This window comes from Paenarthrobacter sp. NPDC018779 (assembly GCF_044391085.1).
In the GTDB taxonomy this organism is placed as follows: Bacteria; Actinomycetota; Actinomycetes; order Actinomycetales; family Micrococcaceae; genus Arthrobacter.
Map to the genome: position 1 here is coordinate 1 of NZ_JBIRZS010000020.1, position 22,338 is coordinate 22,338.

The 22,338-nt window shown below is 63.8% G+C and carries 18 protein-coding genes; 7 read left to right on the top strand and 11 right to left on the bottom strand.

What is annotated here, in order from left to right; genetic code table 11:
- Positions 1 to 185 precede the first annotated feature (185 nt).
- The 8 genes from ACH488_RS17310 to glmS form a co-directional block, all read right to left on the bottom strand.
- The gene (locus tag ACH488_RS17310) at positions 186 to 1,271 is read right to left on the bottom strand and encodes an inositol-3-phosphate synthase (RefSeq protein ID WP_397325810.1); all 1,086 of its coding nucleotides are present in this window, start codon (positions 1,269 to 1,271) and stop codon (positions 186 to 188) included.
- 168 nt (positions 1,272 to 1,439) lie between these two features.
- Positions 1,440 to 2,477, bottom strand: a complete 1,038-nt coding sequence (gene mgrA / locus ACH488_RS17315; protein WP_397325811.1) for an L-glyceraldehyde 3-phosphate reductase — start codon at positions 2,475 to 2,477, stop codon at positions 1,440 to 1,442.
- A 79-nt stretch (positions 2,478 to 2,556) separates the two neighbouring features.
- Positions 2,557 to 4,320: a malto-oligosyltrehalose trehalohydrolase gene (gene treZ / locus ACH488_RS17320; protein ID WP_397325865.1), complete on the bottom strand. Its 1,764-nt coding sequence runs from the start codon at positions 4,318 to 4,320 to the stop codon at positions 2,557 to 2,559.
- Between the two features lie 48 nt (positions 4,321 to 4,368).
- The gene (gene treY / locus ACH488_RS17325; protein ID WP_397325812.1) at positions 4,369 to 6,681 is read right to left on the bottom strand and encodes a malto-oligosyltrehalose synthase; all 2,313 of its coding nucleotides are present in this window, start codon (positions 6,679 to 6,681) and stop codon (positions 4,369 to 4,371) included.
- Positions 6,678 to 8,984, bottom strand: coding sequence for a glycogen debranching protein GlgX (gene glgX, locus ACH488_RS17330; protein WP_397325813.1), 2,307 nt, complete (start codon positions 8,982 to 8,984; stop codon positions 6,678 to 6,680). The genes treY and glgX overlap by 4 nt, the downstream gene beginning before the upstream one ends.
- Before the next feature lie 69 nt (positions 8,985 to 9,053).
- A complete protein-coding gene (locus ACH488_RS17335; RefSeq protein ID WP_397325814.1) occupies positions 9,054 to 10,631 on the bottom strand; it encodes an NAD(P)H-hydrate epimerase in 1,578 nt (525 codons plus the stop codon).
- Positions 10,632 to 10,649: 18 nt separating this feature from the next.
- Complete coding sequence (locus ACH488_RS17340) at positions 10,650 to 10,997, bottom strand: holo-ACP synthase (RefSeq protein ID WP_397325815.1); 348 nt, start codon at positions 10,995 to 10,997, stop codon at positions 10,650 to 10,652.
- Positions 10,998 to 11,001: 4 nt separating this feature from the next.
- Complete coding sequence (gene glmS, locus ACH488_RS17345; protein WP_397325816.1) at positions 11,002 to 12,885, bottom strand: glutamine--fructose-6-phosphate transaminase (isomerizing); 1,884 nt, start codon at positions 12,883 to 12,885, stop codon at positions 11,002 to 11,004.
- Positions 12,886 to 13,023: 138 nt separating this feature from the next.
- Here glmS and coaA point away from each other — a divergent pair, with 138 nt between their 5' ends.
- Together coaA and ACH488_RS17355 are read left to right on the top strand one after the other, a co-directional pair.
- Positions 13,024 to 13,995: a type I pantothenate kinase gene (gene coaA, locus ACH488_RS17350; RefSeq protein WP_397325817.1), complete on the top strand. Its 972-nt coding sequence runs from the start codon at positions 13,024 to 13,026 to the stop codon at positions 13,993 to 13,995.
- A 64-nt stretch (positions 13,996 to 14,059) separates the two neighbouring features.
- Positions 14,060 to 14,836: a D-alanyl-D-alanine carboxypeptidase family protein gene (locus ACH488_RS17355; protein WP_397325866.1), complete on the top strand. Its 777-nt coding sequence runs from the start codon at positions 14,060 to 14,062 to the stop codon at positions 14,834 to 14,836.
- A gap of 63 nt (positions 14,837 to 14,899) precedes the next feature.
- On the opposite strand, the gene glmM is transcribed toward ACH488_RS17355, so the two are convergent.
- The 3 genes from glmM to rplM all read right to left on the bottom strand — a co-directional run bounded on the left by glmM (position 14,900) and on the right by rplM (position 17,379).
- Complete coding sequence (gene glmM, locus ACH488_RS17360) at positions 14,900 to 16,264, bottom strand: phosphoglucosamine mutase (RefSeq protein ID WP_397325818.1); 1,365 nt, start codon at positions 16,262 to 16,264, stop codon at positions 14,900 to 14,902.
- 126 nt (positions 16,265 to 16,390) lie between these two features.
- A complete protein-coding gene (gene rpsI / locus ACH488_RS17365) occupies positions 16,391 to 16,897 on the bottom strand; it encodes a 30S ribosomal protein S9 (RefSeq protein ID WP_387435019.1) in 507 nt (168 codons plus the stop codon).
- A gap of 38 nt (positions 16,898 to 16,935) precedes the next feature.
- Complete coding sequence (gene rplM, locus ACH488_RS17370; RefSeq protein ID WP_347108042.1) at positions 16,936 to 17,379, bottom strand: 50S ribosomal protein L13; 444 nt, start codon at positions 17,377 to 17,379, stop codon at positions 16,936 to 16,938.
- A 285-nt stretch (positions 17,380 to 17,664) separates the two neighbouring features.
- Between rplM and ACH488_RS17375 the strand changes: the two genes are divergently transcribed.
- The 5 genes from ACH488_RS17375 to ACH488_RS17395 all read left to right on the top strand — a co-directional run bounded on the left by ACH488_RS17375 (position 17,665) and on the right by ACH488_RS17395 (position 22,337).
- A complete protein-coding gene (locus ACH488_RS17375; protein ID WP_397325819.1) occupies positions 17,665 to 18,309 on the top strand; it encodes a prepilin peptidase in 645 nt (214 codons plus the stop codon).
- Positions 18,310 to 18,633: 324 nt separating this feature from the next.
- Positions 18,634 to 18,837, top strand: a complete 204-nt coding sequence (locus ACH488_RS17380) for a Flp family type IVb pilin (protein ID WP_397325820.1) — start codon at positions 18,634 to 18,636, stop codon at positions 18,835 to 18,837.
- Positions 18,838 to 18,979: 142 nt separating this feature from the next.
- On the top strand, positions 18,980 to 19,708 hold the full coding sequence (cpaB, locus tag ACH488_RS17385) for a Flp pilus assembly protein CpaB (RefSeq protein ID WP_397325821.1): 729 nt from the start codon (positions 18,980 to 18,982) through the stop codon (positions 19,706 to 19,708).
- Complete coding sequence (locus tag ACH488_RS17390; RefSeq protein ID WP_397325822.1) at positions 19,705 to 20,898, top strand: CpaE family protein; 1,194 nt, start codon at positions 19,705 to 19,707, stop codon at positions 20,896 to 20,898. Before cpaB ends, ACH488_RS17390 begins: the two co-directional genes overlap by 4 nt.
- Positions 20,895 to 22,337 (top strand): CpaF family protein, encoded by a 1,443-nt coding sequence (locus ACH488_RS17395; RefSeq protein ID WP_397325823.1) that lies wholly within the window; start codon positions 20,895 to 20,897, stop codon positions 22,335 to 22,337. Before ACH488_RS17390 ends, ACH488_RS17395 begins: the two co-directional genes overlap by 4 nt.
- Position 22,338 lies beyond the last annotated feature (1 nt).

Below are 22,338 nucleotides of genomic sequence, written 5' to 3' on the forward strand. Positions count from 1 at the left end.
GCGACAGAGCGTCAAAATCATGCCGGAGCCGGCAGGCCAGCACACCCATATCCTGCACCAGGAAACAGGCTACGAAAAAGGTAACGAGCGTCCGGCGGAAAGGGCGATTCGGTGAGAGAGGGCGCAACAGGACGGCCCTCCCGGAAGCAATCCGGGAGGGCCGTTCTGGCGAGCGTTACTGGTTCTTAGCGCTCGATGTCGCCGCGGATGAAGGCTTCAACCTTCTCGCGGGCGATGTCGTCGTTGAACTGCTCCGGCGGGGACTTCATGAAGTAGCTCGAAGCCGAGAGCAGCGGGCCGCCGATGCCGCGGTCCAGGCCGATCTTGGCGGCGCGGATGGCGTCGATGATCACGCCGGCGGAGTTCGGTGAGTCCCAGACCTCAAGCTTGTACTCGAGCGACACGGGAGCGTCGCCGAAGTTGCGGCCCTCAAGGCGGACGAAGGCCCACTTGCGGTCATCAAGCCAGGCAACGTAGTCCGACGGGCCAATGTGGACGTCGTCTGCGTGGAGCTCGGCCTCTACGTTGGAGGTCACGGCCTGCGTCTTGGAGATCTTCTTCGATTCGAGGCGGTCGCGCTCAAGCATGTTCTTGAAGTCCATGTTGCCACCAACGTTGAGCTGGTAGGTGCGGTCCAGGGTGACGCCGCGGTCTTCGAAGAGCTTGGCCATGACGCGGTGCGTGATGGTTGCACCGATCTGGCTCTTGATGTCGTCGCCAACAATCGGCAGGCCGGCAGCGGTGAACTTGTCTGCCCATTCCTTGGTACCGGCGATGAACACCGGCAGGGCGTTGACGAAGGCCACGCCGGCGTCGATGGCGCACTGGGCGTAGAACTTGGCTGCCTGGTCCGAACCGACGGGCAGGTAGCAAACCATGACATCGGCTTTGGCTTCGCGCAGGGCGGCGACGACGTCGACGGCTTCTTCGGGAGCCTCAACGATGGTCTCGCGGTAGTAGCGGCCCAGGCCGTCCAGGGTGTGGCCGCGCTGGACCTTCACGCCGGTGGCGGGAACGTCGGCGATCTTGATGGTGTTGTTCTCGCTGGCGCCGATGGCGTCCGCGAGGTCCAGGCCAACCTTCTTGCTGTCCACATCGAAAGCAGCAACGAACTCAACGTCGTTGACGTGGTACGGGCCGAACTCAACGTGCATCAGACCCGGGATCGTGGACTTCGGGTCGGCATCGCGGTAGTACTCGACACCTTGGACCAACGACGCGGCGCAGTTACCTACGCCGACAATGGCAACACGAATCGGATGTGAAGACACGGAACTCCTTTGGAAAAAACCTCAGGTGCCATGCGCTGCTCCGCTGAGCCCGGAGAGCGGCTGATTGGCACGGCGCCATTCGGCGCATACTTTTGCATTCTAACCAACAGGAGAGGGGCCGCCGTTATTCCCGGCAAGCCCCTCTCCCAATGTGTCAGTTGCTTGAGGCTATTTTTGTGCCCAGCGGTTGATGTCCGATTCGACGGCGAATTCGTCGATCGCGGTCAGCTCTTCCTCCGTGAAGTCAAGCTTGTTGAGGGCGCCCAAGGTGTCTTCGAGCTGGGCGACGCTGGATGCCCCCACCAGCGCGGACGTAACCGGCGAGCCCTTGGGCTGGTCGCGAAGGATCCAGGCAATCGCCATCTGCGCGAGGGACTGGCCGCGCCCTTCGGCGATCGCGTTCAAGCCTCGCACCCGGTTCAATCTGTCTTCCGTCAAGGAGGCCTCGGACAGGAAGCGCTCCTTAGCCGCACGGGAGTCAGCCGGGACGCCATTGAGGTAGCGGTTGGTCAGCATGCCCTGGGCGAGCGGCGAAAAGGCAATGGAGCCTGCGCCCACCTGGTCCAGGGCTTCGTAAAGGTTGGGCGAGCCATCTTCGGTCCAGCGGTTCAGCATGGAGTAGCTGGGCTGGTGGATGAGCAAGGGGGTGCCGAGGTCCTTCAGGATCCGGGCCGCTTCCAAGGTCTGCTCCGGGGTGTAGGAGGAGATACCGGCGTACAGTGCCTTGCCCGAGCGGACTGCGTAGTCCAGCGCGCCCATGGTTTCTTCCAGCGGCGTCTCGGGGTCCGGGCGGTGGCTGTAGAAGATGTCCACGTACTCCAGGCCCATGCGCTGCAGCGACTGGTCCAGGCTGGAGACGAGGTACTTGCGGGAGCCCCACTCACCGTAAGGGCCGGGCCACATGTAGTAGCCGGCCTTGGTGGAGATGACGAGTTCGTCCCGGTACGGCTTGAAGTCGTCCTTCAGGTGCCGGCCGAAGTTCGTTTCGGCGGATCCGTCCGGTGGCCCGTAATTGTTGGCGAGGTCGAAGTGGTTGACGCCCAGGTCGAACGCCCGGCGCAGGATGGCGCGCTGTTCGTCGAATCGCTTGTCGTCACCGAAGTTGTGCCAGAGGCCCAGCGAGATGGCGGGGAGCTTCAGGCCACTGCGTCCGACGCGGCGGTAGGGCATGGTTTCGTAGCGGTTTTCCGCAGCCGAATAAGTCATACGTACCATCCTGCCACCGCGCCGGGAGAGGTGACGGCGCCGTCCGCTATGTGGGCGCCGTCACCTCTTTCCGTCCCGCTTAGGTGACGCGAACGACGGCAGCGCTCTCACCCGGGAGGGTGAGCTTGCCTTCGTTCAGGGCTGCTTCGTGGTCGGTGGACAGGAGCATGGATCCTTCCACCGGGGTTTCCAAAGCCTCTGCGCCAAAGTTGCAAACCACCCGGACAGCACCGCGCGAAAACTGAAGCCAGCGCTCGTCCTCGTCGTACTCCACGGCTGTCTCGGAGAATCCGCCGTCCACCAGTTCCGGGTTTTCGCGGCGCAACTGTGCCAAATCCCGGTAGAGCCCCAGCAGCCGCGCATGCCTGCCTTCCCCGGCTTCCTCCCACTTCAGCTTGGAGCGCAGGAAGGTCTCCGGGTCCTGGGGATCGGGAACCACGGCGGGATCCCAACCCATGCGTTCGAATTCCTTGATCCGCCCTTCCGCCGTAGCCTTCCCCAGGTCTGGCTCCGGGTGGGACGTGAAGAACTGCCAGGGTGTGGAGGCAGCGAACTCCTCGCCCATGAAAAGCATGGGCGTGAACGGCGAGGTCATGGTGAGGACGGCACCGATGGCCAGCTTCCCCTCGGACAACGTCGCAGTGAGCCGGTCCCCGATGGCCCGGTTCCCGATCTGGTCATGGTTCTGCAGGCAGACCACCAACGCGGACGGGTGCGCCAGGTCATGCCGGATGGGCCGGCCGTGATGGCGTCCACGGAAGCTGGAATAGCTTCCGTCGTGCAGGAAGCCGTGCTCAAGTACCTTGGCCAGGACGGCGAGGGAGTCGAAATCCCCGTAGTACCCGGTGGTTTCTCCGCTCAGGTTCACGTGGAGCGCGTGGTGGAAGTCATCGCTCCACTGCCCCTCCAGGCCGTAGCCGTTGTCCTTCCGGGGATAGATGAGCCGCGGGTTGTTCAGGTCCGATTCCGCGATCAGCGTCCGCGGGATGCCGGTCTCGGCTTCGATGCGGTCCCCCAAGGCCCCGAAGTCTTCCAGGATGTGCACGGCGCGTTCGTCGCGAAGTGCGTGGACCGCGTCCAAGCGCAGGCCATCAACGTGGTAGTCGCGCAACCACATGGCTGCGTTCTCCAGGATGTACCGGCGGACCCAGTCGGACTCCTGGCCGTCAAGGTTGACGGAGTCGCCCCACGTGTTCCCCTCCCCGGATTTCAGGTACGGCCCGAACTTGGGGAGGTAGTTGCCGCTCGGTCCGAGGTGGTTGTACACCACGTCCTGGATCACGCCAAGCCCGGCCTGGTGCGCGGCGTCGACAAACCGTTGGTAGGCCGCCGGGCCACCGTAGGCCTCGTGGACCGCGTACCAAAGCACGCCGTCGTAACCCCAGTTGTGGACGCCATTGAAGGCATTCACCGGCAGGAGTTCAATGAAATCGACTCCCAATTCCACCAGGTAATCCAGTTTCCCGGCAGCAGCTTCCAGCGTCCCCTCGGGAGTGAAGGTACCCAGGTGCAGCTCGTAGATGAGGGCACCCTTGAGCCCACGGCCTTTCCACGCCTGGTCTTTCCACTCGTGGACAGCGGCGTCGAACGTCGCGGACAATCCGTGGACGCCGTCGGGCTGCCGCCGGGACCTCGGATCCGGGAACGGACCTTCCCCGTCGACTTTGTAGCCGTAACTCGCGCCGTCACCGGCCACGACGCCAGCCGGGGCGCGCCACCAACCCCGCGCTCCGGCGTCGTTGTTTTGCTCCATGGGGTACTCGCTGCCGTCCGCGAGCAGCGTCACCGAAGCGGCGTTCGGTGCCCAGACATCAAAAAGTCCTTCTCCAGCGTGCTCCAACATCATGCTCCCTGTGTTTGTAAGCGTGCGTTGTCTGTGTTCGTCGGATCGTCAGTCGACGGGGACCAAGAGGGCCACCGGGTACCGTTCCAGGAGGGTGCCGAGCTTCAACGGTCCTGCGGGGTAGGCAGTCCCAGTCAGTTCGTCGCGGCTGTCCACCGGCAGCTCAATGGCCGTGTCCCGCCAGCCGCCGTCGCGAGCCAAGCGCTTGGGCAGGCGCGTAGCCACGGTCAGGGCCCCGCGTTCTTCTGGTCCGCGGTCGAACGCAACCACGTGTCCGGCCGCTTCTCCAGTGGCTTGGACAGGACGGTAGCCGCCAAACAGCTCCGGGTGGTCGCGGCGCAGGCGGAGAGCGCGGGAAACCACCAACAGCTTGGCCTCTTCTTCGGTGTACTCCGGCTTGGCACCGGAATCGAGTTCCGCCAAGGCCGCGATCCGGGCCTCGAAATCCACTGGCCGCCTGTTGTCCGGGTCGGTCAGCGAACCGTCCCTGAACTCGGTGCCCTGGTAGACGTCCGGGACGCCGGGCATGGTCAGCTGGATGAGCTTGGCGGACAGCGAGTTGGACGTTCCGTACGGCTCCAGTTCGGCGACGAAGTTGTCCAGCGCGGCTTCCACTTCGGGATCGTCAAAGACGGAGTCGACGGCGGCAGCCACGTGGCGTTCGAAGTCCAGGTCCGGATCGGTCCAGTTGGTGGAATTGCCCGCCTCGCGTGCTGCCTTGAGCGCGTAGGACTGCAGCCGGCTGCGGTCGGCGGGCCATGCCCCGGCAATCGCCTGCCACACCAGCGCGGCCAGAGGACCGTCCGGGATGGTGACCCGGTCCTGCACGGTTCCCAGGAAGAGCTCCCATTCCGGCACCGACTCCGAGATGACGGAGATGCGGGCACGGGCATCTTCGCTGCGTTTGGTGTCGTGGGTGCTGAGCGTGGTCATGGACAGTGGAAGCTCGGCCTGGCGACGGGCCATGCGTTCGTGGAACACCTCGGTGGAAATGGCAAATTCCGCGGGATCGGCGCCCACTTCCGTCAACGTGCCCAAACGGGTGTACCTGAAGAACGCGGTGTCCTCCACGCCCTTGGCCATTACCATGCCCGAGGTCTGCTGGAACCTGCGGGCCAGTTCTCCTGAGGTATCCAAGAGGAGAGGCAGCAAGGCATCAAGGATACCCTTGAGCTCCGGGCGGTGCCGTGCCGCGTGCTCCACGGATTCCTCCAGGACCCCTTGGCTGTACGGAAGGTAGGTCCGGTAGATCGGGAACCAGCAGATGACCTCAGCCAAGGCATCGGCAACGTCAAGCCGGGGCAACGCCTGGGTCTCTGGAGCGAGCCGTGACAAACGAAGTATCTCCGAGCGGAGGATGCCATCGGCAATGCGTCGCTTGGTTCCGTGGATCATGGCCTGATAGTCGGCCGGTTCCGGCGCAGCCCGCAGCCGCGCATCGAGATCGTCCAGGAAGGGCTCTGCCGCGGGGTCTACGAACAAACGATCAACGTCCGCGAGCGCGTCGTAGCCCGTGGTGCCCTCGCATTGGAAGGTTTCCGGGAGCTTCTCCCCCGGTTCAAGGATCTTCTCCACCAGCAAGTAGGCGCCACCGGTTGCCTCACGAAGCCTGGCCAGGTACCCCTCCGGATCGGCGAGGCCGTCCGGGTGGTCGATCCTGAGGCCATCCACCAGGCCCTCGCGGAACCAGCGCGCAATTTCCTGGTGGGATTCGTCGAAGACCCAGGGAACCTCAACGCGGACACCCGCCAAACTATTGACCGCGAAGAAACGCCGGTAGTTCAGCTCGGCATCCGCCCGACGCCACCCCACGAGTTCGTAGTGCTGCCGGACGTGCACCTCGCGGGGGTCGTCGCCCTCGCTGTAGGTTCCATCCGCCAACGGGAAGCGGTGATCGTAATAGTGCAGCTCGCCGTCCGCCACGGTCAGCTGGTCAAGATCGTCATCGCTGCCCAGAACCGGGACGCGGATCTTTCCTCCGCCAAAGTCCCAGTCCACGTCGAAAGCTTCGGCGTACTTGGACGAACGCCCTTCCTTAAGGAGGCTCCACCACCAGGCGTTCTGGCCGGGGGTGGCTACGCCCATGTGGTTGGGAACAATATCCGCCAGGACCCCGAGGCCCTGCTCGTGCGCGGCCTTGGACAAAGCCGCCAGGCCCTCTTCGCCTCCGCGGGAAGGATCCACAGAGGTCGGATCGGTGACGTCGTAACCGTGGTCCGAGCCTTCTTCGGCGGTCAGGATTGGCGAGAGGTAGACCCAGTCGACGCCCAGCCGGTGGAGATACTCCGTGAGCCCGGCGGCATCCTGCAGGGTGAATCCGGGTCGGATCTGGAGCCGGTAGGTGGAGACGGGGGTCTTCACGCCTTCTCCTCCTTGGCTTCTGCGTTGTCGGGAGCAGCGTCGGCGGCCTCGTCTCCGGTAGCCCCGGCATCGTCGTCCTTGTATTCCAAGGGCAGCGACGTCACAGCCGGCGCCGTCATGGAGGCAGTCTCCGGCGTGCTGGTGTGGGTCAGGGCGGCCAGCGATGCCGCGACGGAATGGTCCGGCTCGATCTCCGGAGCCGTGTGGGCGCGGAGCACCACGAGGGACTTACCGGCGACCATCAGGATCCGGTCCGCCTTGACCACGCCGGCATCGGCGCCTTCACCTCCGGTATCGATCATGACGTCCCACGCCGGGGCGTACTCGTCCGAAGGAATGCGGAAGCCCACTTCGTCCTGGTCCGCGTTGAAGTAGAGCAGGAAGTTCACGTCCGTGATCCGGCGGCCCTGGTGGTCCCGGCCACGGATGCCGTCTCCGTTGAGGAACACGCCAACGGAGCGTCCCAGGGCTGTGTCCCAGTCCTCGGGCGTCATGGTGCTGGCGTCCGCGTCGAGCCACACGATGTCCGGAAGACGCTCGCCCTCGCCACGGACCGCTGGCCGGCCGTCGAAGAAGCGGCTGCGGCGCAGGCTGGGGTGCTTGGCGCGAAGCGCGCTCACCGCGGCGGTGAACTCGATCAGTGGCTGGTCCACGTTCTCCCAGTTGATCCATGTGATTTCGGAGTCCTGGCAGTACCCGTTGTTGTTGCCCTGTTGGGTCCGGCCCAGTTCGTCGCCGTGCAGGAGCATGGGCACGCCCTGGGACAGGAAGAGCGAGGCAATGAAGTTGCGCTGCTGGCGTGCGCGCAGGCCCATGACCGTGGGATCGTCCGTGGGTCCTTCCACACCGCAGTTCCACGAGCGGTTGTGGGATTCGCCGTCGTTGTTGTCCTCGCCGTTGGCCTCATTGTGCTTCTCGTTGTAGGACACCAGGTCAGCGAGCGTGAAGCCGTCATGGGCCGTGACGAAGTTGATGGAGGCTACGGGCCGGCGGCCGGAGTGCTCGTAGAGATCCGCGGATCCGGTGAGGCGGGAGGCGAATTCGCCGAGGGTGGAGGGTTCTCCGCGCCAGAAGTCGCGGACGGTGTCCCGGTATTTGCCGTTCCATTCCGTCCACTGCGGCGGGAAGTTGCCCACCTGGTAGCCGCCGGGGCCAACGTCCCACGGTTCGGCGATGAGCTTTACCTGCGAAACCACCGGGTCCTGCTGGATGAGTTCGAAAAAGCTGGAGAGCTTGTCCACGTCATAGAACTCGCGGGCAAGCGTGGACGCGAGGTCGAAGCGGAAGCCGTCCACGTGCATCTCGGTGACCCAGTACCGGAGCGAGTCCATCAGGAGCTGCAGGGAGTGCGGGCTGCGTACGTTCAGGGAGTTACCCGTTCCGGTGTAGTCCATGTAGTACTTCTGGTCGTCTTCTACCAAGCGGTAGTAGGCCGAGTTGTCGATGCCCTTGAAGGACAGCGTGGGCCCCAAGTGGTTACCTTCCGCGGTGTGGTTGTACACGACGTCCAGGATCACTTCGATACCGGCGTTGTGCAGGGAGCGGACCATTGCTTTGAAGTCCTGCACCTGCTGGCCGGTATCGCCCTTGGAGCTGTAGCTGTTGTGCGGGGCGAAAAAGCCGATGGTGTTGTAGCCCCAGTAGTTGTTCAGGCCCTTGTCCTGCAGGATGCCGTCATTGACGAACTGGTGCACGGGCATGAGCTCGATCGCGGTGACACCCAGCTTCTGCAGGTGGGAGATCACGGCGGGATGCGCGACGCCGGCATAGGTACCGCGCTGCTCTTCGGGAATCTCGGGGTGCAACTGGGTGAGGCCTTTGACATGGGCCTCATAGATCACCGACTTGTGGTACGGAATCCGCAGGAGCTTGTCGCCGTCCCAATCGAAGAACGGATTGATGACCACGCCCAGCATCATGTGCGGCGCGGAGTCCTCATCGTTGCGGGATTCCGGGTCTCCCAGGTTGTAGGCGAACAGGGACGGGTCCCAGTCGATCTGCCGGTGGATTGCTTTCGCGTACGGGTCCAACAGCAGCTTGTTGGCGTTGAAGCGCTGGCCCGAGTCCGGGTCGTAGGGGCCATGGACGCGGTAGCCGTACTTCTGTCCGGGCTGCACCTGCGGCAGGTAGCAGTGCCAGACATAGCCGTCCACTTCCTTGACGTCCACGCGGATTTCCTCGCCGTCGTCGTCGAAGAGGCACAGCTCTACCTTTTCTGCCTTTTCGCTGAACAGCGCAAAGTTTGTGCCGGTACCGTCAAAGGTGGCACCGAGCGGATAAGCCGATCCAGGCCAGACTTCCATGCGTTCTCCTCTGGGTGATGCGAACAACTGCTGCAAGCCTACTCATGACCTATGACACGGACAGTAACCTTACGGTCCGGTCCAGTCGCATTCCGCGTACAGCGAACCAAGGACGCGGGGTACCGCGTTCATGATCGCCGAGGCAGTAAGGGGTCCTCCATCGAATTCCTGTGACGCGGCAGAGCCTGCGCGGCCATGGACGCTCGCCGCCACGGCAGCCACGGCAGCCCACCGATCGTCCCGTTCAAGTCCAAGGGTGGCGTAAGCGCCGTCGTCGTCCATCAGGGGCCCGATGGACTGCGCCACCAAGGCGCCCAGAATGCCGCCCAGGACGTCGCCACTCCCCGCGGTTGCCATCCACGGCGTGCCCTCGGACTGGCTGAAGGCCATGCCCGACGGCGACGCCACCAGTGTGGTGGCACCCTTCAGGAGCACTGTGGCCCCGGTGAGTTCGGCCGCCTGGCGGACAAAGTGCAGTGGACGTGCTTCCACGTCGTCACGGGTGACAGCCACCTCGCCGGTGGCAGGCAGCATGCCAAGGAGCGTGGCCAGTTCGCCGGCGTGAGGTGTCAGGATCCAGTTTGGGGGGCACTTCTTCGGCAGCAGGGACAGGGCACCGGCATCGACGATCACCGGCGTTCCAGCCGCAAGCGCCGCCTTCATCGCGTTCTTGACTCGGCCCTGCTGCTCCACGCCGTCTACGCCCGGCCCCAGGAGCCAGGCCTGGACCCGCCCCGGCTCCTCCGATTCCCACAAAGCTTCGGGTGTCCTGGAGAGGACTTGCCGGGCCGCGGCTTCGGGGCCCAGGTACCTGACCATGCCCACCCCTGACAGGGCTGCAGCGTGGACGCATAACGCGGCGGCCCCGACATACCGGGAAGAGCCCGCCACTACGCCCAGGACGCCGCGCGTGTATTTCTGCGAACGCCGTTCCGCTTTGGGGACCAAGCGTGCAAGATCGGATGCCGCCAGGCGGCGCACTTCGGGAGGGAGCAGCCGAAGCGGGGCCTCGATGCCGATCTCAACGACAACCACGCGACCCGCGCAACCTTCGCCAGGATCGACGACGAGCCCCGCTTTAGTACCCCCAAAAGTGACGGTGACATCGGCCCTCAGGACCGGCCAGTGGACCTCGCCGGTGTTGGCGTCCAGCCCGCTGGGGACATCGCAGGCCACAACGCAGGCGGGACCGAGTTCTTGGATCAGGGAGACCAACTCGGCCGCGGCTCCACGCAAGCCACCCCGGGCACCTGTCCCCAGGAGGGCGTCGATCAGCACGTCGGCACCGGCGCAGGAAACCGCGAGCTCCTCGGCGTTGCCTGCGTTCAGCCTGAGCACCCGGCCGCCCGCCGCCTCAAAGGAGGCCAAGCCCTCGGCGTGGGCACCGTCCGAGGCGAGTACCGCCGTCGTACGCATTCCACGCCGCGCGAGCATGGCCGCGGCGAAGAGGCCGTCACCGCCGTTGTTGCCCTTGCCCACCAGGACGGTGACGCTGGCTCCGGCCAGCCTGCGGCGTTTGCGTATCTCCCGGACGACTTCCTGCGCCAGCCCGTAAGCGGCCCGTTGCATGAGAACAGCGCCCCCACCGGAGTCCAGGAACGGTTTTTCCGCATCCCTGATCTGTTGTCCGGTGAAGGCGCTGATCATTATTCTTTTGTGCCCGCTCTAGCCCTCGGCAAGGACAGTCGCCGTAGCGATGCCCCCGTCGTGGCTGATGGACAAGTGCCAGCGCTTGACGCCTTTGCTCTCGGCGACCGCCAGTACCGTGCCTTTGACCTGCACGGTGGGACCGTTCTCGTCCAGGCCGATCCAGCAGTCCTGCCAGTTCATGCCGGCAGGAGCCCCCAGAACCTTGGCCACGGCTTCCTTCGCTGCGAAACGGGCAGCCAGGGAACGGGTGTTGAGTTCCCGCTCAGCAGGAACGAACAAGCGTTCCTTCAGGCCAGGGGTCCGTTCCAGCTGCCGACCGAACCGCTCGATGTCTACGACGTCTACGCCAATGCCAACAATCATGCGGTTATTCTACGGTCACACTCTTGGCGAGGTTACGCGGCTGGTCCACGTCGTAGCCCTTGGCACCGGCCAGTTCTGCGGCAAAGATCTGCAGCGGAACCGTGGTGAGCAGCGGCATGAGGAGCGTGGGAGTCTCCGGGACGTAGAACACGTGCTCTGCGTAGTCCTTGACCGACTCGTCGCCTTCCTCGGCAATCACCAGGGTGCGGGCACCACGTGCGCGGACTTCCTGGATGTTGCTGACCACCTTGGAGTGCAGGGAGTCGCGGCCGCGCGGCGACGGAACCACCACGAAGACCGGCTGGCCGTCGTCGATCAGGGCGATCGGGCCGTGCTTCAACTCGCCGGCGGCGAAGCCTTCAGCGTGGATGTAGGCGATTTCCTTGAGCTTCAAGGCACCCTCGAGGGCCACCGGGAAGCCAACATGGCGGCCCAGGAACAGCACGGACTTCTCGTCCTTCATGCTGCGCGCGAGTTCCCGCAACGGACCGGCGGTGTCCAGGATCTGCTGGATCTTGGCAGGAATCTTGCCGAGGTCCGCCAGGACATCCTTGATCTGGCCGCTGAAGATGTTGCCGCGCAACTGCGCCAGGTACAGGCCCAGCAGGTAAGCAGCGGTGATCTGCGCCAGGAAGGCTTTGGTGGAGGCAACGGCGATTTCCGGACCGGCGTGCGTGTACAGCACGGCGTCGGATTCACGCGGAATGGTGGAGCCGTTGGTGTTGCAGATGGAGATGGTCTTGGCGCCCTGTTCGCGGGCGTAACGGACGGCCATGAGGGTGTCCATCGTCTCGCCGGACTGGCTGATGGAAACCACCAGCGTGTTGGCGTCCACGATCGGATCGCGGTAGCGGAACTCGTGGGCGAGCTCCACCTCGGTGGGGATGCGGCACCAGTTCTCGATCGCGTACTTGGCTACGAGGCCGGCGTAGGCTGCCGTACCGCAGGCCAGGACGATGATCTTGTTGACCTGCTTGAGCAGTTCCGGATCGATGCGGAGCTCATCCAGGGTCAGCTTGCCGTCGAGGTCCGAGCGGCCCAGGAGGGTCTGGCCAACGGCGTCGGGCTGGTCGTGGATTTCCTTCTCCATGAAGGAGCTGAAACCGCCCTTTTCGGCGGAAGCGGGATCCCAGTCGACGTGGTATTCCTTGCCCTCGGCGGGAGCGCCGAAGAAGTCGGTGATCTCCACGGAGTCGGCAGTGATGGTGACAATCTGGTCCTGGCCCAGCTCAACAGCACGGCGGGTGTAGTCGATGAAGCCGGAGACGTCGGAGCCCAGGAAGTTTTCGCCTTCGCCGAGGCCCACAACCAGCGGGGAGTTACGGCGCGCAGCCACAACCACGTCGGGCTGGTCGGCGTGGACGGCCAGGAGCGTGAAGGCCCCTTCGAGGCGCTGGCAGGCCAGGCGCATCGCCTGGGTGAGGTTGCCGGCGTCGCCGTTGAGCTCGTTGCGGAAGATGTCGCCCAGGAGGGCCGCCGCAACCTCGGTATCGGTTTCGGACAGGAAGGTGACGCCCTTGGCCAGCAGTTCCTGCTTAAGCTCTGCGAAGTTTTCGATGATCCCGTTGTGGATCAACGCGAGGCGCCCGCCGTCGGAAAGGTGCGGGTGGGCGTTGCCATCGGTGGGTCCACCGTGCGTGGCCCAACGGGTGTGGCCAATGCCGGTCAGGGATTCCGGGACCGGGTTTGCTTCAAGTTCGCTGACCAGATTGCTCAGCTTTCCGGACTTCTTCCGGGACGAGATGGTCCCGTCAGCCACTACTGCGACGCCGGCGGAGTCGTAGCCGCGGTACTCAAGACGACGCAGCCCCTCCACAACGACGTCAAGGGCGCTGTGTCCAGCTGCCTTACGAGACGAATTGCCAACATAGCCTACGATTCCACACATGGGTCCAAGCCTACCGGCTCAGTCAAACAACTGACGTGGGACATCCCCCCTCCACTTCGGCTGGTGCGTCGTGCATCACGGACAATTCACTTTGCCGTCGTCGCGCATTTCCTGTTCCGCCGCGTGAAGGGCAGAATCGTGAGCGTGACTTTGCAACGCACCGAAGCAAACGGCGACGGCGCTTCTCCCTTTGTTGAGCTCGATCGACACACCTGGTCCCGGCTTGCGGCCCAGATGGAGCAGCCCCTTAATGAAGAGGACATTTTCCGCCTCCGCGGCCTCGGCGATCCCCTGGACATGAAGGAAGTCCGGGAGGTCTATCTCCCGCTTTCGCGCCTCCTGCACCTCTACGTTGAGGCATCGCACCAGCTCCACGCCGCCACCACCACCTTCCTCGGCGAACAGACGCAACGTACCCCCTTCGTCATCGGCGTGGCAGGATCCGTGGCCGTAGGCAAATCCACCATCGCCCGCGTGCTCCGCGAAATGCTCCGCCGCTGGCCCGGCACACCCAATGTGGAGCTCATTACCACCGACGGATTCCTCTATCCCCTGGCCGAGCTCAAACGCCGGCACCTCCTGGAACGCAAGGGTTTCCCGGAGTCCTACGACCGCCGCGCGCTGTTGCGTTTTGTGTCGGAAGTCAAGGGTGGAGCGGAGGAAGTCCGGGCGCCATGGTACTCCCACGTGACCTATGACATTGTGCCGGGACGCGAGGTAGTGGTCCGCCGGCCCGACGTGCTGATTGTGGAAGGCCTCAACGTCCTGGCACCGGCAAGGCCCCGCATCGACGGCAAGCAGGGACTGGCCCTGAGCGACTTCTTCGACTTCTCCATCTACGTGGACGCCAAGACTTCCTACATTGAAGAGTGGTACGTGGACCGGTTCCGCAAGCTGCGTTCCACGGCGTTCGCCCAGCCTGAGTCCTACTTCCACCGCTACGCCACCCTCTCCGACGACGACGCCGAATCCACGGCCCGCGGAATCTGGAAGCGCATCAACGAGCCCAACCTCGAGGAGAACGTGTTGCCCACCCGTGGACGCGCACAGTTGGTCCTGACCAAGGATGCGGATCACTCCATCCGGCGCATGCTCCTGCGGAAGGTCTGATTCGTTGACCCATCCCCAGCCCAGCCGACGTGCTTTCGCAGGCCTTCTCACCGCAGGGGCCGGCATGCTTGCCTTGGCTGCCTGCACCCCGGACAGCACAGCCCCCTCCCCTGCCGTTGCGGACGCTCCCACAGCTTCGCCCAGCGCCACCCCCACTGCCACTCCCAGCGTGACCCCGGCGGCTGCCGCCACCAGCACCCCACCCAGCCCATCGCCGTCGAGCACGGCAACCACGCAGTTCTCCCTCACCGACCCCACCAGCCCGTGGGTGGTGGTCAACAAGCACCGGCCGCTCAACCCGCAGAACTACGTGCCGGCCGACCTGGTGCAGCCGAAGATCCGCCTCGCAGTCAGCGGCGAGGCCACCCTCCTGAACAGCACGACGGCGGCTGCCGCGGAAAAGCTGTTTGGCGCGGCTGCAGCCGAAGGCGTCGTCATGGCGCTGGCATCGGGCTACCGCTCATACTCCACGCAGGTCACCACATACGGCGGGTATGTGGCCAGCAGCGGACAAGCGGCCGCGGACCGGGCCTCCGCCCGCCCGGGCTACTCGGAACACCAAACCGGTTGGTCCTTCGACATCGCTGACGGTGGGGGCGCGTGCAGCTTCCAACCGTGCTTCGCTGAGCAGCCGGCAGCCGTCTGGGCCAAGGCCAACGCCCACAAGTACGGCTTCGTGGTGCGCTACCCGTGGATGTTCCATGAGATCACCGGCTATTACTACGAGTCCTGGCACCTGCGGTACATCGGCGTCGAGGCAGCCACGGCCATGGCAACCAAGGGCATTGCCACTCTCGAAGAGTACTTCGGACTGGAGGCTGCGCCGGATTACCTGGCTTAGCCTGCACGCGAAAGGCGGCCCGCTCCAAACCGGAGCGGGCCGCCTTTCGCGTAGTACGGAGTCCTAGACAGCCACGTCGCTGGTGACGCTCAAGCGTTCCTTCACGACGGCGGCGAGGCTCTTGCAGATACGCTCAGCAGTTTCCATGTCAGCGGCCTCCACCATGACACGGACCAAAGCCTCCGTGCCGGACGGGCGCAACAGGACGCGGCCGGTCTCTCCGAGTTCCTCTTCCGCGGCGACGACGGCAGCTGCTACGCCTTCGTCGGTGGCTGCGCGGCCCTTGTCCACTCCCTTGACGTTGATCATCAGCTGCGGGAGCTTGGTCATCGCGGTGGCCAGGTCCTTCAGGCTGCGGCCGGTGAGGGCTACCTGGGCTGCGAGCTGCAGGCCGGTGAGCACGCCGTCGCCCGTGGTGGCGTAGTCGGAGAGGATCACGTGTCCGGACTGTTCGCCGCCGAGGTTGTAGCCGCCGTCGCGCATTTCTTCCAGTACGTAACGGTCGCCAACGGCGGTTTCGCGGATGGTGATTCCGGCGTCGCGGAGCGCGAGCTTGAGCCCGAGGTTGCTCATGACGGTTGCCACCAGGACGTTGTCCTTGAGCTTGCCCGCCTTGTCCAAGGCCAACGCCAGGATCGCCATGATCTGGTCGCCGTCCACCTCGTTGCCTTCGTGGTCCACGGCAAGGCAGCGGTCAGCGTCGCCGTCGTGGGCGATCCCGAGGTCCGCGCCGTACTTAACCACGGCTTCCTTCAACGGGCCCAGGTGCGTGGAGCCAACGCCGTCGTTGATGTTGAGGCCGTCCGGTTCGGCACCGATCACCACAACGTCGGCGCCGGCGTCCTTGAAGACCTGCGGCGAGCAGCCACTCGCTGCCCCGTGCGCGCAGTCCAGGACGACCTTCAGGCCGTCGAGTCGCTTGGGGATGGTACCGAGCAGGTGGACGATGTAGCGGTCCTCGGCGTCCGAGAAGCGCTGGATGCGTCCCACGTCCCCACCTACCGGACGCTGCGGCTCTTTGCCCAGGTGCGCTTCTATGGCGTCTTCGACGTCGTCCGGCAGCTTCTGGCCGCCGCGGGCGAAGAACTTAATGCCGTTGTCCGGGGCCGGATTGTGGGAAGCAGAGAGCATGACGCCGAAATCGGCGTCGAGGTCGGCTACCAGGTACGCCGCAGCCGGCGTGGGGAGTACACCGGCGTCGAACACGTCCACACCGGAGCTGGAGAGCCCGGCTTCGACGGCGGCGGCGAGGAATTCGCCGCTGGCCCGGGGGTCCCGTGCGACAACGGCGCGGGGCCGCTTGCCGTCGGTTGTGCGGTCATGGCCGAGTACGACGGCGGCGGCCTGGGCAAGCTGCATAGCCAGCTCGGCGGTGAGCAATCCGTTCGCGAGACCGCGCACGCCATCTGTTCCAAATAATCTAGACATCGGCTCAAGTTTAGACGACGACGGCACAGCGACCGTCCACGGCACGTTCCGGAGCGTCACAACCGATGGATTAAACGGCGGAAGCCCGCCCCACCGGAGTGGAACGGGCTTCCTGCGAAGCGCGGTTTAGCGCTTGGAGTACTGCTGAGCCTTACGTGCCTTCTTGAGACCGGCCTTCTTACGCTCGATGACGCGGGCGTCACGAGTGAGGAAGCCAGCCTTCTTGAGGGTGGGGCGGTTGTTCTCGACGTCGATCTCGTTCAGCGAACGAGCGATGCCGAGACGCAGTGCGCCAGCCTGGCCGGAGGGGCCACCGCCGTGGATACGGGCGATGACGTCGTAGGCGCCTTCGAGGTCAAGAACGCGGAACGGTTCGTTGACATCCTGCTGGTGCAGCTTGTTCGGGAAGTAGTTGGCCAGCTCGCGGCCGTTGATGATCCACTTGCCGGAGCCCGGTACAACGCGGACGCGTGCAACGGCTTCCTTGCGGCGGCCAACAGCTGCGCCGGCAACGGTCAGTGCCGGGCGCTCCTTCTTGGGCGCGTCCTCGGCGGGTGCGCTTTCAGAGGTGTAGCTGGTGAGGTTTTCCTCGGCCTCGACGGCCTCGGCGGTCAGTTCTTCGTTCTGAGCCACGGTTCTCCTTGGAATAAAAAGTTAGTTGGTGGCCAGGACTACTGGGCGACCTGGGTGATTTCGAAAGTCTTCGGCTGCTGTGCAGCGTGCGGGTGCTCGGAGCCTGCGTAGACCTTGAGCTTGCCCAGCTGCTGAGCGGCGAGGGAGTTCTTGGGGAGCATGCCCTTGATGGCCTTCTCAACAGCGCGAACCGGGTTCTTCTCCAGCAGTTCGGCGTAGTTGACGGAGGTCAGGCCGCCCGGGTAACCGGAGTGGCGGTATGCGCGCTTCTGCTCCAGCTTGGCACCGGTAAGGGCAACCTTTTCAGCGTTGATGATGATGACGAAGTCGCCCATGTCCATGTGGGACGCATAGGTCGGCTTGTGCTTTCCGCGCAGCAGTGTTGCGGTCTGGCTGGCAAGACGACCAAGGACAACATCGGTGGCGTCAATGACGTGCCACTGGCGGTTGATATCGCCGGGCTTCGGGGTGTACGTACGCACGGTTTGGCCTCGTTCTTGTTCTGGCGTTCATGTTTCAGGGCACGCAATAAGACGTGCACCTACTATGTATGCGCTACCGGAGCAGAGGTGAGGGCTCTATAGACCAGTCATCCAGGAGTCTCGATATGCCACCTGAGTTACTGACCCTGCAACTGGATCCCCTGGTGGGCATGTGTCATCGAGATAGGACACGCACAACGACTATAAACAATACCTTCAACGGTATGTCCGGGTCAAAATGGGGTGACCGCGCCTGGGTGCGACTGTGTTAATTGAGGAGGACACATGACCGACGGACCTGCCCTGCCGCTCCTGCTTGCCCTGGCCGGCCTGGTCCTGAGTCCGCTCTGCGAGCTGCTGATCGCCCGCGCGTTGCCACGGCTCGGCGGACTCCCCTCCTTAAAGGTACGGATCACGACGGCGGCAGTCACCGCGCTGCTGTTCGGCCTGCTCGCGTGGCGTTTTGGCTTTGCTTTTGAACTCCCGGCCTATCTTTTATTGGCGCTTTTGGGCGTGCAGCTTTCACGCATTGATTTCGCCCTTCATTTGCTCCCCAACCGGCTCGTATTGGCCCTTCTTGGCGGCGGCCTGGCGCTCCTGGGAGTGTCCTCGGCGGTGCTTCCGGGCTGGCCCGAGCTGCTCCGGGCCCTCGCGGGAGGGGCAATCCTGTTCGCCGGCTACCTCATTTTGGGACTTATTTCGCCACGTAGCCTCGGAATGGGCGATGTGAAGCTCGCCGCGCCCTTGGGAATGTACCTAGGCTACTTGGGTTGGCCCCACGTACTGTACGGCGGACTATTGGGGTTCGTGGTGGGCGGGGTGCTGACGGTGCTGATGTTACGGCTGAGATCCGCTGAAAAACCGGCCGAAACAGCCCACGGTCCAGCCATGATGGCTGCGGCGCTGGGCGTTGTCCTGTTCATGAACTGAACGGCTGAGTACCGCCCCCGGACTGCGCGCCGATGACCCCAAACTCATAAGGGGCCTTAATTTTCCAAGTAGTCGCTTGGTGTTTTGGCGTCGAAAACTGAGTACCCGCCTCCACGGCATCGAGTACCTGGCAGCGGACCCTGGAAAAAAATTCGAGTACGCCTACGCATTGTTGAATCCATCCCAAACCAGCAATTCTTGTCATATCGAAATCCGAACCGCTAAAGGCAAAACGGGGGTAGTTCGGAATTCGAAGCAAATTCCGATAATTTGCTGGACCTATGTAACACAATTTCACATAGAAAATTCTGGGAAGGATTTACCATGAACTCGCTTATGGTCAACATGATTGCTTTCGTCGCCGGCATCAAGGAACGCTTCACCTCCGAGAAGGGCGCCACCGCCGTTGAATACGGCATCATGGTCGCACTCATCGCCGTGGTCGTCATCGGTGCTGTCACCCTCATCGGCACCAACCTGGACCTTACCTTCGACAAGATCGCGGACAACGTCAAGCCCAAGCCGTAGCGGTTAGTCAACATCTCCATCTGCCGGCTGTCCGCCCAATCTGGACAGCCGGCAGCGGTGTTTACGGAGTACACCGGGAAGCGTCTGGGCGCCCCGGCGAGCCTCCGAGGTATTGAGGTGTACCAAAGATGAGGAAACAATCATGAAAACGCGATTAATCGGGGGCATCGCCGCGCTGGTCCTGGCTGTCATTGGGACTGTGCTGCTGGTGAATTATGTCTCCAACGCGGACCGGCGGGCGCAATCGTCCCTGGATCCCGTCGACGTCGTTGTCGTCGAAAAGCCAATTCCGGCCGGCACCAGCGTCCAGGAACTCAGTTCCTACGTGCAAATCAAGTCGGTGCCCAGCGCTGCCAAGGCTGACGGGGCGCTGACCGCACTCGACAAAGGCAGTGGGCAGGTCACGTCGGTCGCTCTGGAACCTGGTGAGCAGCTCCTGGGAAGCCGACTCATTAATCCTGCCGAACGCATTATGGAAGGTGCCGTTCCTGTTCCGGAAGGGATGCAGGAAGTAACTATTCTGTTGCCCCCTGAAAGCGTTGTGGGCGGAACCATCAGGGCGGGAGACCTCGTGGGTCTCTTTGTCACGCAAACAGACCCCACCAATGCCCAGATTGCCAGCACGCAGCTGGTGTTTGACAAAGTTCTGGTCACCGCGATCCAGCAGGCACCGGCAACAACTGGTACCGCGCAGGAAGGCACCTCGGCTGTGCCCAGTGGCTCGTCGTTCGTCACTCTTGCCAGGAACTCCACCGATGCCGCCAAGGTGATCCTGAGCGCCAAGGTCGGGAGCATCTGGCTGAGCAAGCAAACAGCAAACACACCGGAGAGTCCCAAGACTCCCGTCAGCACGTCGGGGATCTTCCAATGAGCCGCTTCCTGGCCCTGACCACATCACCTGGGTTCGAACAGCGCCTGGTTCTCTCACTGGCAGCGGGGCATGAAGTGCAGGTTCTCAGCGGACCAGCAGGCCACCAGTCTCCGGCCGATGTTCTGAGTCGGAACCTCGGCGGGCCAATCGACGTCGTCATCTTCGGCCCCGACGTCAGCGTGGAAGACTGGTTCGCCCTGGCCTCCGCGATCGACGCGGAGAACCCGGAGATCGTCCTCGTCCTCGCCGCAGCGCCGAGCAGCGAGTTGACGTTGTCTGCCGTGCGCTCAGGCATCCGCGACATCATCGATCCGGGAGCAGACGCCCACGACCTCACCCAAGCGTTGGAGCGTGCTGCCAACACCGCTGCGAGTCGCCGGCAGGCATCCGTTGCCGGTGCCCGGGAGGAGCAACCGCGAGGCCGAGTCGTCTCCGTCATGTCCCCCAAGGGTGGTGTCGGCAAGACTACTGTGTCCACCAACCTCGCAGTGGGCCTCGCCCGAACAGTCCCCATGGGTGCCGTTATCGTGGACCTGGACCTTCAGTTCGGTGACGTCGGATCCGGGCTGGGTCTTGAACCCGCACACACCATCACCGACGCGGTCCGTGGATCGGCGGCCTCCGATTCGATGGTCCTCAAGGCGTTCCTGGCTCCGCACCCCAGCGGTGCGTATGCCCTGTGTGCTCCGCTTCGACCTGCTGAAGCGGACCTGATCGAGCCTGCCCATGTGGCTGCCTTGGTGCACCAGTTGTCGCTCGAATTCCCTTACGTCGTCCTCGACACCTCTCCGGGGCTCGGTGACGTGGTGTTGGCGGTGCTCGAACTGGCTACTGACGCTGTGTGGGTCTGCGGCATGGACATTCCGTCCATCCGAGGCCTCAACCACGGACTGGAGGTTCTGAGGCAGCTTGACCTGATGCCGCCGTCGAGCACTGTTGTCTTGAACTTCGCCGACAAGCGGAGCGGGCTGACGGTCAAAGACGTGGAGGCCACGGTCGGTTTGCCCGTGGAGGTGGTACTTCCTCATTCGCGGGCCGTCCCGTTCTCAACCAACGCCGGCGTGCCGATGCTTCAAAGCGGTCGCCGTGATCCTGTCGCCAAGGGCCTTGGGGCGCTGGTGGCCAAAATCGCCGCCGGTGGAACCGTCGTCGGCGCCAGGAACTCGCGTCGAAGGGTGGCAGTGTCATGAGCCTCATCGCACGTTTGGAAGCGGCCACCGCAAGTAGCGGAGTTGCCACTCCGTCAGGTCCTCAACCGGCGCCAACAGACGCGGCCGCCGCAGCGCCCGCGTCCAAAGAACCGCGGCAGATGGAAGAACTGGCACGTGCCACAGCTAAACCCTCCACCGATGCCCTGGCGGGGATCAAGAAGCGGGCGGCCGATGAGCTGACCAGTCGCTTGGGGAGCCGTATCACCGACAGCGGCCTCGATGAGGGCGATGTGCGCCGCATGGTCCGCGAAGCCCTCAGTGAGTTCATCGACGACGAACAGGTTCCGTTGACGCCGGAAGAACGCCGCCGACTCATTCGAGAAATCGTCGATGAAGTCCTGGGACTGGGGCCACTGCAGAAACTGCTCGATGACCCGATGGTTACCGAAATCATGGTCAATGGTGCACAGAGCATCTACGTGGAGAGGGCAGGCAGGCTCCATCCGACAGGGACGACATTCAGCTCAGATTCGCATCTACGGCGCGTGATTGAGCGGATTGTCTCCAGGATCGGTCGTCGAATCGATGAATCCTCGCCCTTGGTTGATGCCCGCTTGGAGGACGGCTCCCGCGTTAATGCCGTCATCCCGCCTCTGGCAGTCGATGGCCCGTCCCTGACCATCCGCAAGTTCTCGGCCGTGCCCCTGACGGTGGACGACTTGATCAAGTTCGACTCCATCTCCCCCGCGATGGCACAGGTACTGGACGCCTGTGTTAAGGCGAGACTGAACATCATCGTCTCCGGTGGCACCGGTACCGGCAAGACCACCTTGCTGAATGTACTCTCCTCCTTCATTCCCGAAGAAGAGCGCATCGTCACCATCGAGGATGCCGTGGAACTGCAACTCCAGCAGGACCACGTGGTTCGCCTGGAAAGCCGGCCGGCAAACATCGAAGGCCGCGGTGCGATCACCATCCGGGATCTAGTTCGGAACTCCCTTCGAATGCGGCCGGACAGAATCGTCGTTGGCGAAGTCCGCAGCGGTGAGGCCTTGGACATGCTGCAGGCCATGAATACCGGCCACGACGGTTCCATCTCCACAGTGCACTCCAACTCCCCCAGGGACGCGGTTGCCCGTATGGAAACCCTGGTGCTGATGGCAGGAATGGAGCTGCCCCTCCGTGCCATCCGCGAGCAGATCGCCTCTGCCGTGCACTTGATCGTCCAATTGAGCAGGCTCAGGGACGGCACCCGACGCGTCACCCACATCACCGAAGTCCTGGGCATGGAGGGCGATGTGGTCACTTTGCAGGACGCGTTCTCCTTCGATTTCGCGGCAGGTGTCAACGCCGAAGGCCGCTTCATCGGAAAGACCGTGGCTACCGGTGTCCGTCCGAGGTTCGTCGAAAGGTTGGCGGACATGGGCATCTACCTGCCTGCCGAGGCCTTCATGCCGCAACGGCAGATGGGCAGGTGAT